This is a genomic window from Pseudomonas sp., from assembly GCF_030698175.1.
GTDB lineage: Bacteria > Pseudomonadota > Gammaproteobacteria > Pseudomonadales > Pseudomonadaceae > Aquipseudomonas.
Map to the genome: position 1 here is coordinate 71,271 of NZ_JAUYNT010000002.1, position 12,861 is coordinate 84,131.

The following is a 12,861-nucleotide window of genomic DNA, read 5'->3' on the forward strand; positions in this document are numbered from 1 at the left end:
CGTACTCATGCTTGCTTCGCGGTGCCCTTTGTTACCAAAAGCCGCTCCTACACAAACCCGGCACCTGCAATAATTTCATCGGCTAGCCAACCCTGTAGGAGCGGATTCATCCGCGATTGGCCGGTGCAGACAGAACAAATATTAAGGTTAACTCCCTCTCTAGAAAGGTTAGGTCCTTTGCAACACATAACGGGTACATAGCCAAACAGGCAGCGCGGCGCTGGGACGCGCCGGCTCAAACCAAACTGCGCGGCAGCCAGACGCTCATCACCGCGCAGAATACGGTCAGGCCAATGCAGAACCACATAAAGCGTTGCTGGCTGCGCTCATTGAGGGTGTCGGTCTGGGTCGGCAGCGGCATGCCGCAGTGGCAACATTCGACTTCTGCGCTTGGGTTTTCACGTTGGCAGTACAGGCATTTTGGCATGGCAAAGGCTCACGAGTTACGTCAACAGAGGGGCGGGCGACGATGACGGCCTATCACTCAAAATGTTGCAACCGCAGGCGGTCGTGAACGCTGATCAGCCGGCCTTCCTGGCTGATGATATGTTCGTCGGTTAGGCGCCGGATGATCCGCGAGAAGGTCTCCGGCTGGATCGATAAATGGCCGGCAATCAGCTGCTTGGCCATCGGCAGTTCGAAGCTGCTGACCGCATTTTGCAGCGGCGCCAACTGGGTCAGGAGATAGCGCACTACCCGGTGGGTGGCGTTTTTCAGCGACAGGGTTTCGATCTCATTGAGGCGCTGATGCAGGCGCACCGACAGCCGGCCGAGCAGGGCGAAGGCCAGGCGGTTATTGCTCTGCAGCAGGCGCATATAGGTGCTGCTGGACAGCCGATACAGCTGGCTGGGGCCAATCGCCTCGGCCGAGGCGACATAGTTGGGCGTGTCCATCAGCATCATGGCTTCGGCAAAGCACTGGCGCTCACCGATCACGTCGAAGACTTTCTCCTGGCCGTCTGGGGTCAGCCGGTAGATTTTCACCGAGCCGCAAATCACAAAGTAAAACGCGCTGGCCGGTTCGCCCTGGCGAAACAAGGGGGTGCCCTTGTCGACATTGAGCAGTTGGCTGGTGCTCATCAGTTCGTCCATCTGCTCTTCGTTCAATGGCTCGAACAGGTGATGGCTGCGAAGGATCTGTTGATGTACACGATGCAGCGCCATAAGGGTCATCCTGAGAGTGGGGTGTTAGCCGGGCGCTGAAGTCATTGCCCGGCGTCTTAACAGTGGTGAGCGATTTAGCTGGCGGCGCTCAAGGCAAAACCGCTGGCCAGGGCCAGGGTCGAGGTCAGCAGCAGAAACCAGGTGAGGACGTGCAGGGCGTTTTTCATCTTGCTGGCTCCTGGGTGGGTTTGCCGCGCTTGGCGGTTCACTGCTGATTCAGCGGTTGGGCGCGCAGGGCATTGGCGAACAGCACGTTGTTCTCCAGATGGATGTGCTGCATCAGGTCGCTGCGCAACTCGTCCAACCCGCGATAGAGGGCGCGCCAGGTGTTGCAGGCATCCCGTGGCGGGGTGATCTGATCGGTCAGTTCAAGCAGCCGCTGCAGGGCTCTGTTGTGCTGGTCGTGCTCCATGCGCAGCACCGAGATCGGAGCCGCAGCCTGCTTGCCCAGGCCTTCCAGCAGCGCCGGGAAGAGTATTTGCTCCTCCTTGCGCATGTGGCTTTCCAGCTCCTGCTGCATGTCACGCAGGTGATCGGTCAGCCCGTTGGGGCAGTCGTCACGGTCGCCATGCACCTGTTCAACCCGTTTGGCCAGGCGGATCAGCTCCGGAAATTGTTCGCGGTGGCGGGCGTGGTAACGGCTGAGAATATGGGCGATCAGCAGCTCATTGGGCGCCACGCGCCAATCCTCGACCGCGTCCTCTGGCGCTTGCAGCGCCAGCAGTGCGTCGGCCACGGTTTGCGCCGCGATGCCCCGCCCGCTGCTCGCCTCGCGCAGGCTTTGCTGGCCGCCACAGCAGAAATCCAGATTGAAGGCATGGAAAATCCGCGTGGCACCGGGAATCTCGCAGGCCAGGGTGGCGAGGGATTGCTCCAGCAGGGTTTGGCTCATGACGGTTTCCTCGGGCATTGATCAGTAATGGTTAAGCGTTACTGATCAATTGCACGCCCCGTGCCATGTATAAACTGTTGAAAATAAAGGATTAAATATAACTGATGGTTAATTTAACCCTTGGCTATTAGGGTTCTATTAACCATTTAGGGTGAATATAACCATGCTCGAAGCCAGCCTACTCGCCGACCTGATAGTCGAGCTGCCCAATGCCGTGCGTTTGCAGCGCTTGGTGCATACCTTGCGCGAGCATTTTCGCTGCGGCGCGGTGGGCCTGTTGCGCCTGGATGGCGACAGCCTGCGCCCACTGGCGGCGGTGGGCCTGGTGCATGAGGCGCTCGGCCGGCGTTTTGTGATTGCCCAGCACCCGCGCTTGGCGGCGATCATGGCGGCGCGCGAGCCCACCTGGTTCGAGCCCGACAGCCGCCTGCCGGACCCGTATGACGGCTTGCTTGAGCAGCATGTGGGCGAGCCTTTGCCGGTGCATGACTGCATGGGTGTGAGCCTGTTTGTGGATGGCCAGTTGTGGGGCGCCCTGACCCTGGATGCGCTGCACACTGGCACTTTCGACAGCGATGCCCGGCGTGATTTGCAACGCTACCGCCTGCTGATCGAGACGGCGGTGCGGGTCACCCGGCTGGAGCAGGAAAACCGCAGCCTGCGCTTGTCTCGTTGCGACGCCCAAAGCCCGCAGTTGCTGGCGGATGAGGGCGAGATTCTCGGTCAGAGCCAGGCCATCCGCCAATTGCTGACGGAGCTTGAGGTGGTCGCCGACTCGGAATTGCCGGTGCTCTTGCTCGGTGAAACCGGGGTCGGCAAGGAGTTGTTCGCCCGCCGTTTGCACGGGCTGTCGCGGCGGCGCAACAAGCCGTTGATCCAGGTGAACTGCGCCGCGCTGCCCGAGTCGCTGGCCGAGAGCGAACTGTTTGGTCACGTCAAAGGGGCATTTTCCGGCGCCACCAGCGATCGGCCCGGACGTTTCGATGCGGCCAATGGCGGCACCTTGCTGCTCGATGAGGTGGGTGAGTTGCCCCTCAGCGTGCAGGCCAAATTATTGCGGGTGCTGCAAAACGGTGAGATCCAGCGCCTGGGCGCCGACAAGCCGCTGCACGTGGATGTGCGCATTATCGCCGCCACCAACCGGCACTTGCCCGACAGCATCCGCGACGGGCTGTTTCGCGCCGACCTGTATCACCGGCTGTCGGTGTACCCGGTGCCGATCCCGCCGTTGCGCGAGCGTGGCAACGATGTGCTGATGCTGGCCGGGCATTTTCTCGAACTCAACCGGGGACGCCTGGGCTTGCGCAGCATGCGTCTGTCGCCGGCGGCGGAGCGGGCCATGCTCGCTTACGCCTGGCCGGGCAATGTGCGCGAGTTGGAGCATGTGATCAGCCGCGCCGCGATCAAGCTGCTCAGCCGTGGCGCCAGTCGCACGCAGATTCTCACCCTGGAGCCGGAGTTGCTCGATCTGGAACGGGCTAATGGACAGCTCGCCGCGCTGGCGCCGCTGCCTGCGGACGGCGGTGTTGCGGGCGGCGTTGCGGGCCCGGCCTGTTCACTGCGCGAGGCGGTGGAGGCGTGCCAGCGCCAGAGTATTTTGCAGGCGCTGGCGCGCGGCGGGGAAAACTGGGCGAATGCCGCCCGCGACCTCGATCTCGACCCGAGCAACCTGCATAAACTGGCGCGGCGTTTGGGTTTGAAATAACCCCAAAGCCAAGTTGTTGACCCTGGTCAAGCGCCTTTGACGGCGATCCCCGGACACTGTGGTTTGCAGTCGCGGGGGAGAGTCATATGTGTGCAGCCATCGAATGGAACAGTCAGCTGATCAGCCGCTACGGTCACGGGGCGAGTTGCGGTAGCTATCCGCATATCAGTCAGTTTCATCGTGGGATTACCTCTCTCGACCTGCTGCGGGCCTTGCGCACCAGTCGCCGGGCCGGGCGCCCGCTGGCGCTGGCGGTGCAGCTGCCGATGGCCAGCCGCAATGGCGGCGCTATCAGCGGCTATCTGGACGGCCTGGAGCGGGAGGTCGACCTGCTCAGTTGTCACCTCGGCGCTCAGCAGCGCGTCGAGCAGTTTCACTTGAGTGGCGGCACCCCTAGCGCTGCCGGGCTGAACCGGCTGATGGGCCATTTGCACCAACGGTTTAATTTTCAGCTGCACCCACTCGGCGATTACAGCATCGAGATTGAGTTGCCCCATGCCGATTGGGCGACCATGGGTTTGCTGCGTGAACTGGGCTTCAACCATGTCAGCATCGGGGTGCCGGATATCAACCCGTTGCACGGCGGCGCCCTGCTGGATTTTCAGAATCCGCAGCAAGTCCGCTCGCTGCTCGACGCCACGCGCGCGTTGCATTTTCGCTCGGTGAATATCGATCTGGGTTATGGTCGGGCGTGGCAAACCACGGCCAGTTTTGCCCGCAAGGCGGCGGCCATTATCGAGCTGCAACCGAGCCGGGTGCAGCTGTTCGACTATGCCCATCCGCCGCGGCGTTACCGTGGCCTCAAGCGTTTTGTCGCCAGTGGTTTTGCCGCGCAAAGCGACAAGCGGGCCATGCACCGGCACGCGGTTGCGCAACTGCTCGGCGCCGGTTACAGCTACATCGGCCTGGGCCAGTTCGCGCTGGCCGATGATGCGCTGGCCAGCGCTCAGGAAGACGCATGCCTGCAGCACAACTGGCAGGGTTATAGCCGCCAGGGCCACTGTGATCACCTGGGCCTGGGGGTGGCGGCCATCAGCCAGATCGGCGATCTGTACCTGCAGAACATCGGCGATGTGCAGCGTTATCAGGAGCAACTGGCGATGGGCCAGCTGGCGGTTTTTCACGGCTTGCGCTGCAGCCCCGACGAGCAACTGCGTAGTGTCGTGATCGAGACCTTGCTGTGTGATTTTTACTTGGATCTGCGTGGGATCGAGGCGCGCTTCGGTGTGCTGTTGCGTGACTACTTTGCGCCGGTCTGGGCGCAGCTGGAGCAGATGGCCGATGACGGTTTGATCGCCCTCAGTGCGACCAGCCTGAGCGTGCCGCCCGCGGGACGTTTACTGGTCGGCGCGGTCTGCAAGGTCTTGGAGAGCAGCCGCTGCGCCCTGGCGGACAATCCGCAGCAGCGCTTTCGGCGCTAGCGTTTAGATGTTTAAAGGCGATGTGCCCGTTGAGTGTTAGGTGCCGCAAACCTCCTACAAAGTGTTACCGCCTAGTCGCACCAGTAACGGGCCCATAGCTTTTAAAGCCCGCTGCCCCGGCCCCCCAATGGCGCTGCCGGACGCCTGCGCCTGCCCGCTGATAAACCCGTCTGGCACGGTGCTTTCAGCCTTTTTCAAGCGGTTGATTTTGGTCAAGCCGTTCTGGCTCAAGGCGTGTGAATAATCCGCCCAGCGATAGTTTTATGAATGTTTCAACCAGTAAAGGATGAGGGCTGGGCTATGAAAGAGTTCAATTACAAACGTGCGACAACGCTGTTGGCGGCAGTTTCGTGCGCCTGGGCATTCGGCTCGACGGCTGCGGCCGAACCGGCGCTGCCGGTGATCGTTCAGGAGCTGGTGGCGCCCCCGGGTCTGCCGGCGCCTATCACCCGTAAAAGCGCGGCGCGGGTGGTGGTCAACCTGACGGTGGAAGAGGTGGAGAAAGAGATCGCCCCCGGCACCCGCTATATGTTCTGGACCTTTGGCGGCACGGTGCCGGGCAAGATGATCCGCGTGCGCGAAGGCGATACCGTGGAGCTGCACCTGCAGAATCTGGCCAGCAACAAGCTGCCGCATAACATCGATTTGCACGCCGTGACCGGGCCGGGTGGCGGTGCGGCGCAGACCCTGATTGCGCCGGGCAATGAGGCGACCTTTACCTTCAAGGCCCTGGCGCCGGGGTTGTATGTGTACCACTGCGCCACCGCGCCGGTCGGCATGCACGTGGCCAATGGCATGTACGGGATGATCCTGGTCGAACCCAAGGAGGGCATGGCCAAGGTCGACCGTGAATACTATGTGATGCAGGGCGATTTCTACACCAACGGTGGTTACCGCGCCGAGGGTCTGCAGAACTTCGACATGCAAAAAGCCGTCGATGAAAAACCCACCTATGTGTTGTTCAACGGTGCCGACGGCGCCCTCACTGGCAAGGGTTCGTTGACCGCCAATACCGGCGAGAAAGTGCGCATGTACTTCGGGGTCGGTGGCCCCAATCTGATCTCCAGTTTTCACGTGATTGGCGCTATCTTCGACCGCGTGTATGGCGATGGCGGCAGCCGCTATCAGGAAAATGTGCAGACCACCCTGGTGCCGCCCGGCGGCTCAACCATCGTCGAGTTCGTGCCCAAGGTGCCGGGCAATCTGACCATCGTCGATCACTCCCTGACCCGCGCCTTCAACAAGGGCGCAGTCGGGCTGATGGCCATTAGCGGCGCCGCGCGACCAGAGATTTACAGCAAGGGCATCAAGACCCCGCTGCCGGCCGTGGCCGGTGCGCCGGCCAAACTGGTCGCGCCTGCAGTCGCGGTGGCAGATTCACCACTGGCGCGCGGCAAAGGGGTGTACGAGCGGGTTTGCGCGGCCTGTCACTTGCCCGATGGTTCGGGGGTTGCCGGGGTATTTCCACCCTTGCTCAACTCCGATTTCTTCCAAGAACGACCCTATGAAATGGCCCACATAGTGCTGCACGGTCGCAGTGGCGAACTGGTGGTCAACGGTCAGCATTACAACGGCGTGATGCCGGCGCAGGACCTGAATGACGAGGATGTGGCCGCGGTGATCAACTACATCAACGTGGCCATGAACGATGGCAAACCGGTGCTGTCTGCGGCGCAAGTCAAGGACATGCGCCAGATTAAGAAACAGTGAAAGCCTGGCTGAAACCGGCCTGGACCGGCGCAGTGCTGTGCTGCTGCGCCGGTCTGCTCGGCAGTGCTGTGGCCGCCGAGTACCGGCGGTTGCCGGGCGGCGAGTTTCGCAGTGTGTTGCCCGCCGATGGTAAAAGCTCAGCGGCCAGCATCCAGCCGTTCTGGCTGCGCCGCCAGCCGGTGAGCAATGCCGAGTACCAGGCGTTTGTGCTCAGCCAGCCACAATGGCGGCGGGGCGCGGTGCCTGGGGTATTGGCCGGCGCGGATTACCTGGCGTTGTGGAACGGGCCGCTGGACTTTGCGCCCTTGCAGGCGCAAGCGCCGGTTACCCAGGTCAGTTGGCATGCTGCCCAAGCCTATTGCGGCAGTGAGCAGGCGCGTTTGCCGCGCTGGTACGAGTGGGAGTTTGCGGCGGCGGCGGATGAGCAACATGCCGATGCCCGCCAGGACTCGCAGTGGCTGGCGCGGATTCTCGGCTGGTATTCGCGCCCGGCCAATCTGCCGCCGCAGGCGATTGGTTTGGAGCCGGCCAACTACTACGGCATTCAGGATCTGCACGGCCTGACCTGGGAATGGGTTGAGGACTTCAATGGCCTGTTCGTCAGCTCCGACAGCCGTACTCAGGATGAGCAAAAGCAGTTGGAGTTTTGCGGCGGGGCGGCCCTGTCGCTGGGCGATAAAACTAACTACGCGGTGTTGATTCGTCTGGCCCTGCTGGCGGCCATGGAGGCCAATCAGGGCGGCAATTATCTGGGCTTTCGCTGTGTTCGCGAAGAGCCCGCCCATCTATCTGGAGTGACCCAATGAAAAGTCTTAACAGGCCGTTGAAAAATGTAGGCGAGGCAGCCGAGGCAAGGCAAAAACAGGCGAAAAAGCGGAGTTTGCATGCTGTAAATGAGCATTTTGAGCCTGTTTTTAACGCCGTATCGGCAACGCAGGTAGTTTTTCAGCGGCCTGTTAATCGTTTTAGCCTGGCGCTGCGCCTGACGCTGTTAGCCAGCGCCTTGCTGCTGACGCCGGGTGTTGTTACCTGGGCCCAGGAGGCGCCGGTCAGCACGAGCTTGGTGAGCATTCCGGCCGACTCGCTGTACGGCTTGCCGGTGGCGCTGACCGATGCCTCGGGCGTGGCCTTTGACTGGCGGGAAATGGCCGGTAAACCTTTGCTGGTGACCATGTTCTATGGCGACTGCGCATCGGCCTGCCCGGTGTTGATGGAAAGCCTGCAGCGCACCATCGCCGAGCTGAAGCCTAAGCCTGGGACACTCAAGGTGTTGATGGTCAGCCTTAATCCGCAACACGACACCCCGACCTCACTGATGCACCTGATGCACATGCACAAGATCGACGCCGGCGTGTTCCGCTTGGCGGTGGCCGCCGATGAAGGACAAACCCGGGCCATGGCGGCGGCGTTGCAGATCAAGTACCGGCAGCTGGATAACGGCGAAATCACCCACAACACCCGGGTCAGCTTGCTGAATGCCGAGGGTCAGCTGATCGCCAGTAGCACCCTGCTTAAATCCCGCGCCGACCCGGCGCTGTTGGCCGAACTGCGCAAGGCGCTGTAATTGTCTCGGCGTCGAGCCGCAGTAACAGTTGCCCATTGAACGACCGAAATACCGCCCGCTAACTTGGCCGTTAGCGGGTGTTTTTTTGGTTATGTACCAGTCAGATGTTGAAGACCGATTCGTAGGGTGGGTTAGCGGCGCAAAGCACACCCGTGCGGACAACGAAGGATTGCGAGCGCCGCGTAACCCACCAAGCGATGATCGACTGGCAACCTCTGGTGGGTTACTGCGCAACTGATTCCGTAGCGGTAGATAGTCTGTGGTCATGCGCCCCACCCTACGATTCATCGCCATGAATCACCTCGGTAGCACTTACCAACCCCAAAACTGCAGCCACCAGCCATAGCCCGGCAGGCTGCAGGCCAGGGCCATGCTCAGCAGTAACAAGAGTTTGCGGGCGGCGGGCAGGGGGTTGCAGACCCTCCAGCTTAGCCACAGGCACCAGCCGATGGCCGCAATCAGCAGGGCGGCGCGGGTTGGTTGTACCCAGAGCAGGGCCAGGCCTTCGTAGCGCAGCAGTTTTACCGTGGTGGCCGACAGGCCGAGAAACAACCCGGCCGCGCCCAGGGGGATCAGGCACAGCATCAGCTGGCGGGCGAAGGCCGGCGTCTGTCCGGCCAGGCGGCTGGCGAAGTGGATCAGCAGTTGCAGGCCGCCGCCCAGCAGCGCACTGGCGGCCAGCAGGTAGAGGCTGATCGCCAGGCCGTCCAGCCAGGTGAAGGCATCGTTCAATTGCGGGTAGTGGGTCAGCAGCCACCAGGGGGCGTTGGCCTCCAGTGGCCAGAAGATATCGCGGGCCACCAGCCATTCGGCCATGGCCTGCTTGAGGCTGATAAACCAGGGGCTGAGGGTCCATTGAAAGGCGCCCATGGCCAGGCCGATCACGCCATAGAGCAACAGGCGCACCTCCCATTGGCTGTCGGGGCGGTTGCCGTAGCGGACGATTTCTTCGTTGCTGGAGCGGGCGATCAGTTGCACCGCATCGCGCTGGCCGCTGCACCGGCCACAGGCGTGACAGGCCGAGGCGCCGCGCATGCGGCGGATGTCCAGCAGCGGCGCGCAGTTGGGCGGTGGCAAGCGGGGCGGGGCGTTGTCGCGCCAGCGTTGTTCATCGACATAAAAATGCAGCGGCGCGAGCTTAGCCAGCAGCCCGAACACGCCGCTGACCGGGCACAGGTAACGGCACCACACCCGCTTGCCGCGGCCATAGAGGAAACCCACCAGCATCGCCGTCAGGGTCGAGCCGCCGAGAATCAGCAGGGCGGCCTGGGCGTAGTCGTAAACGCTGATCAGCTGGCCGTACAGGGTGGTGAGCAGGAAGGCCAGGGTTGGCCAGCCGCCCCAGCGCATCCAGCGCGGAGTGCCGCGCCCCAAGCCACGCTGGCTGACCCATTCGCTGAGCGACCCTTCCGGGCAGAGCACGCCGCACCAGAGGCGGCCGAACAGCACCACCGACAGCAGCACGAAGGGCCACCACAGGCCCCAGAACAGAAACTGCGCCAGCAGGGTCAGGTTGTTCAGCACCCCGGCTTCGGCCGGCGGTAACGGCAGGAACGTGGGGATGACCAGCAGCACGGCGTAAAACAGCACCACCGTCCATTGCAGGCAGTGGATTACCCCGGCGTGGCGGCGCATGGCGTGCCCCGCCTGGGTCAGCCAGGTATTAATGGCGGTGTTCACGCCAGGCTGCTCCGCAGCACCGGGCCGGGCTTGCGCAGCAGGCGCCAGGCCAGCAGCCAGTAACCGCCCAGTAGCAGCGCCTGCAGGCTGGAGGGCATGGCCCGGTAGCCGGTCAGGCTGGCCAGTAGGGTGCCAGCGCGGCTGCCGTCATCCAGCAGGGCCGAGCTGTCCCACAGCGGCGTGCCGATCAGGTTGTACAGTTGCTCGGGCAACTCCAGGGCCATCCACTGTGCGCTGGCCCGGTCCAGGGCGCTGATCAACAGGGCGCCGCCGAGCAGAATTAGCAGCCATTCGCTGAGTAAAAAGAACTGCCGCCAGGCGATAAAGCGGCTGCCGGCCTGCAGCAGGGCAAAGCAGGCCAGCCCCAGCAGCAAGCCGAGCAGGGCGCCCAGGGCCAGGCTGGATGGGTCGGCCGAGGCGCTGGCGCCATAGAGAAAGATCACCGTTTCGCTACCCTCGCGGGCCACGGCCAGCGCCACCAGTAGAGTCAGGCTGAGCAAGCGGCCTTGCTGCAAGGCGGTGTCGGCGTCGCGCTGTAGTTGCTGGCGCAGTTGCCCGCCGTGGCGCGCCATCCAGCAGGCCATTTGCAAGATCAGCAGGCTGGCGATCAGGCTCAGGCCGGCCTGGAACCATTCCCCGGCTGGGCCATTCATCCAGTTGCCCGCCAGCGCCATCAAGCCGGCCAGCAGCCCGGCCAACAGCAGACCCAGCCCCACGCCGCCCCACAGATAGGCCATGGCGTGGCGCCGGCCGGGTTGCTGGCGCAGCCAGGCGAATAAAATCCCGATCACCAACAGGGCTTCGACGCTTTCGCGCCAGACGATCAATAGGGCTTGTTCCATGGGTAAACCTCGAAACTAACGGCTCAACGAGCCTCGATCACACCAGGCGGCAGCTCTGGGTGGAACTCGTCGAAGAAGCCATAACTGCCGGGCTTGAGCGGGTGGATGACGACAAAGGAGCTGATCCCAGGGCTTAGCACTTTCTCGATGCGCAGCGGGGTGCTTTCGAACTCCACCGGGCCTTGGCCGAGGTTTTGGACGATGATCTTGAACCGTTGCCCGGCGGCCACTTGCAGGCTGGCGGGAGTGAAATGCCCGTCGCGGATCTGCAGTTCATAGCTGGGCAAGGGTGCGGTCAAGGCGATACCGCTCAGGGCGACACTGGACAGCGCGGCAAGCAGCAAGGCGTACAGTTTCATCAGGGCTTCTCCAGCAAAGGGCGCGCAGCCAGGGGCTCAGTAACCGCCTTTTTTGCCGATACCGGCGAAGGTGAAGCTGTAGTTCAGCTCGCACGGGGCGAACCACGGCGCCACGCCGGTTTCTTTGTCGGTGTGCCGCCCAAAGTGCGCGCCATGGCCGCCGGGAGCGCTGACCCAGTAGGTGAGCTGGTATTTGCCTGGGCCCATGAGTTTGAGGTTGTCGCCGTAGTGGGGGCCGTCGTTGGCCACCATGGCGTGGAAGTTGCCCTCAAGCACCTGCTCGCTGCCGACCTTTTGCAGGCGGTAGCTGACGCCCAGATAGGGCACGAAACTGCCTTCCTGGAAGCCGTGGGCATTGTTTTCCAGGGCGCTGATGTCGGCCTCCATATGCACATCCGACTCGGCCGCCGGGCGCATCATGCCCGGCGGGTCCATGGTGATGGGTTGCAGGTACACCGCACCCACCTCCATGCCGGCGCAGGTCTGCGGCTCGCCGATCGGGTATTCCTTGGCGTAGCTACTGGTGGCCGCCAACAGGGCGGTGAGGGTAAACAGGAGACGGGGGCTCATGGTGAGCTTCCTCTGACAGTGAAGGGTGGGCAGAGGTTAAAGGTAGCGAATCTAATTAATAATGATTCGCGTCAATTTTTTGGCCAGATTCTTCGCCTGCTGAAGAGGTACCTTCCCAGAGGTATGGCGCGCGGCAACAAGGTGGAGGAAGTTGGCAAGGACTGACGCGGAGTCGAGCATGAGCAAGAAATTCCCCTTAAACCCCAAACATCCCGAGCGCATTTGCTGGGGCTGTGATCGCTACTGCCCGGTCACTTCGCTGGACTGTGGCAATGGCTCAGAACGCACCATGCACCCGGTCGAAACATTCGGCGAAGACTGGTATCTGGTTGGCGATTGGGGGCTGGTGCTGGAAACCGAAGCCGAAGCCGAGCCGGGCAAAGCAGCGGATAAGTCGGACTGAGGTCGCGTTCGGTCAACATAGCCAATGGCCTTACCGCCTATGTCCAGCGCTAAAAAAATGCCGATGTAGTACCCAGTTATTACCCGCAGTGCCACTTGCCGTCGCACAATCAAGCCACTGAATACATCCACGGGAGAGCGAGCATGGCGGCGAAGAAGATTTTGATGTTGGTGGGCGACTACGTTGAAGACTACGAGGTGATGGTGCCGTTTCAGGCTTTGCTAATGGTTGGTCATAGCGTGCACGCGGTGTGCCCGGACAAGATTGCCGGGCAAACAGTACGCACCGCCATCCACGATTTCGAAGGCGAGCAGACCTACAGCGAAAAGCCCGGACACAACTTTGCCCTGAACTTCGACTTCGCCCTGGTCAAGGCCGAGGATTACGATGCGCTGTTGATTCCCGGTGGCCGGGCGCCTGAGTACCTGCGCCTGAACGCCGATGTATTGAAGCTGGTGCAGGCCTTCGATAAGGCCGGTAAACCGATTGCGGCGGTCTGCCATGGTGCCCAGCTGTTGGCGGCGGCCGGCGTGCTCAAAGGCCGTGAGTGC

General features: G+C 62.3%; 14 protein-coding genes. 7 read left to right on the forward strand and 7 right to left on the reverse strand.

The features are described from left to right. Positions 1-235: 235 nt before the first annotated feature. From Q8R10_RS01005 to ytfE, 3 genes are all read right to left on the reverse strand, one after another. On the reverse strand, positions 236-427 hold the full coding sequence (locus tag Q8R10_RS01005; protein WP_305650189.1) for a DnrP protein: 192 nt from the start codon (positions 425-427) through the stop codon (positions 236-238). Between the two features lie 53 nt (positions 428-480). Further along, entirely contained in the window at positions 481-1,164 is a 684-nt protein-coding gene (locus Q8R10_RS01010) for a Crp/Fnr family transcriptional regulator (RefSeq protein WP_305650191.1), read from the reverse strand. 205 nt (positions 1,165-1,369) lie between these two features. Continuing rightward, entirely contained in the window at positions 1,370-2,056 is a 687-nt protein-coding gene (gene ytfE, locus Q8R10_RS01015; RefSeq protein WP_305650192.1) for an iron-sulfur cluster repair protein YtfE, read from the reverse strand. A gap of 163 nt (positions 2,057-2,219) precedes the next feature. Between ytfE and norR the strand changes: the two genes are divergently transcribed. From norR to Q8R10_RS01040, 5 genes are all read left to right on the forward strand, one after another. Further along, positions 2,220-3,761, forward strand: a complete 1,542-nt coding sequence (gene norR / locus Q8R10_RS01020) for a nitric oxide reductase transcriptional regulator NorR (protein WP_305650194.1) — start codon at positions 2,220-2,222, stop codon at positions 3,759-3,761. Between the two features lie 86 nt (positions 3,762-3,847). Further along, positions 3,848-5,182, forward strand: coding sequence for a coproporphyrinogen III oxidase (locus Q8R10_RS01025; RefSeq protein WP_305650195.1), 1,335 nt, complete (start codon positions 3,848-3,850; stop codon positions 5,180-5,182). A 300-nt stretch (positions 5,183-5,482) separates the two neighbouring features. Continuing rightward, the gene (gene nirK, locus Q8R10_RS01030; protein WP_305650196.1) at positions 5,483-6,892 is read left to right on the forward strand and encodes a copper-containing nitrite reductase; all 1,410 of its coding nucleotides are present in this window, start codon (positions 5,483-5,485) and stop codon (positions 6,890-6,892) included. Beyond that, complete coding sequence (locus Q8R10_RS01035) at positions 6,889-7,698, forward strand: formylglycine-generating enzyme family protein (protein WP_305650198.1); 810 nt, start codon at positions 6,889-6,891, stop codon at positions 7,696-7,698. The genes nirK and Q8R10_RS01035 overlap by 4 nt, the downstream gene beginning before the upstream one ends. Positions 7,699-7,772: 74 nt before the next feature. Then, positions 7,773-8,456, forward strand: coding sequence for an SCO family protein (locus Q8R10_RS01040; protein ID WP_305650200.1), 684 nt, complete (start codon positions 7,773-7,775; stop codon positions 8,454-8,456). A gap of 312 nt (positions 8,457-8,768) precedes the next feature. Here Q8R10_RS01040 and Q8R10_RS01045 read toward each other — a convergent pair whose 3' ends face one another. Genes Q8R10_RS01045 through Q8R10_RS01060 form a run of 4 tightly spaced genes read right to left on the reverse strand, consistent with a single transcriptional unit; the run spans position 8,769 to position 11,907 of the window. Further along, the gene (locus tag Q8R10_RS01045) at positions 8,769-10,091 is read right to left on the reverse strand and encodes a 4Fe-4S binding protein (protein ID WP_305650222.1); all 1,323 of its coding nucleotides are present in this window, start codon (positions 10,089-10,091) and stop codon (positions 8,769-8,771) included. Between the two features lie 41 nt (positions 10,092-10,132). Continuing rightward, positions 10,133-10,978, reverse strand: a complete 846-nt coding sequence (locus Q8R10_RS01050; RefSeq protein WP_305650202.1) for an FTR1 family protein — start codon at positions 10,976-10,978, stop codon at positions 10,133-10,135. A gap of 23 nt (positions 10,979-11,001) precedes the next feature. Beyond that, positions 11,002-11,337 (reverse strand): cupredoxin domain-containing protein, encoded by a 336-nt coding sequence (locus tag Q8R10_RS01055; protein ID WP_305650204.1) that lies wholly within the window; start codon positions 11,335-11,337, stop codon positions 11,002-11,004. 36 nt (positions 11,338-11,373) lie between these two features. After that, the gene (locus Q8R10_RS01060; protein ID WP_305650206.1) at positions 11,374-11,907 is read right to left on the reverse strand and encodes an iron transporter; all 534 of its coding nucleotides are present in this window, start codon (positions 11,905-11,907) and stop codon (positions 11,374-11,376) included. Between the two features lie 178 nt (positions 11,908-12,085). Between Q8R10_RS01060 and Q8R10_RS01065 the strand changes: the two genes are divergently transcribed. Continuing rightward, on the forward strand, positions 12,086-12,310 hold the full coding sequence (locus tag Q8R10_RS01065) for a DUF3079 domain-containing protein (RefSeq protein WP_305650208.1): 225 nt from the start codon (positions 12,086-12,088) through the stop codon (positions 12,308-12,310). 143 nt (positions 12,311-12,453) lie between these two features. Further along, a partial coding sequence (locus Q8R10_RS01070; RefSeq protein ID WP_305650210.1) for a DJ-1/PfpI family protein occupies positions 12,454-12,861 on the forward strand: 408 nt, incomplete at its 3' end.

Bases quoted from the DNA above. Each gene is read 5' to 3' on its own strand.
- Q8R10_RS01055 (WP_305650204.1), bottom strand. From the start codon at position 11,337: ATGAAACTGTACGCCTTGCTGCTTGCCGCGCTGTCCAGTGTCGCCCTG.
- Q8R10_RS01010 (WP_305650191.1), bottom strand. From the start codon at position 1,164: ATGGCGCTGCATCGTGTACATCAACAGATCCTTCGCAGCCATCACCTG.
- Q8R10_RS01060 (WP_305650206.1), bottom strand. From the start codon at position 11,907: ATGAGCCCCCGTCTCCTGTTTACCCTCACCGCCCTGTTGGCGGCCACC.
- norR (WP_305650194.1), top strand. From the start codon at position 2,220: ATGCTCGAAGCCAGCCTACTCGCCGACCTGATAGTCGAGCTGCCCAAT.
- Q8R10_RS01050 (WP_305650202.1), bottom strand. From the start codon at position 10,978: ATGGAACAAGCCCTATTGATCGTCTGGCGCGAAAGCGTCGAAGCCCTG.
- ytfE (WP_305650192.1), bottom strand. From the start codon at position 2,056: ATGAGCCAAACCCTGCTGGAGCAATCCCTCGCCACCCTGGCCTGCGAG.
- nirK (WP_305650196.1), top strand. From the start codon at position 5,483: ATGAAAGAGTTCAATTACAAACGTGCGACAACGCTGTTGGCGGCAGTT.
- Q8R10_RS01025 (WP_305650195.1), top strand. From the start codon at position 3,848: ATGTGTGCAGCCATCGAATGGAACAGTCAGCTGATCAGCCGCTACGGT.
- Q8R10_RS01045 (WP_305650222.1), bottom strand. From the start codon at position 10,091: ATGCGCCGCCACGCCGGGGTAATCCACTGCCTGCAATGGACGGTGGTG.
- Q8R10_RS01005 (WP_305650189.1), bottom strand. From the start codon at position 427: ATGCCAAAATGCCTGTACTGCCAACGTGAAAACCCAAGCGCAGAAGTC.
- Q8R10_RS01065 (WP_305650208.1), top strand. From the start codon at position 12,086: ATGAGCAAGAAATTCCCCTTAAACCCCAAACATCCCGAGCGCATTTGC.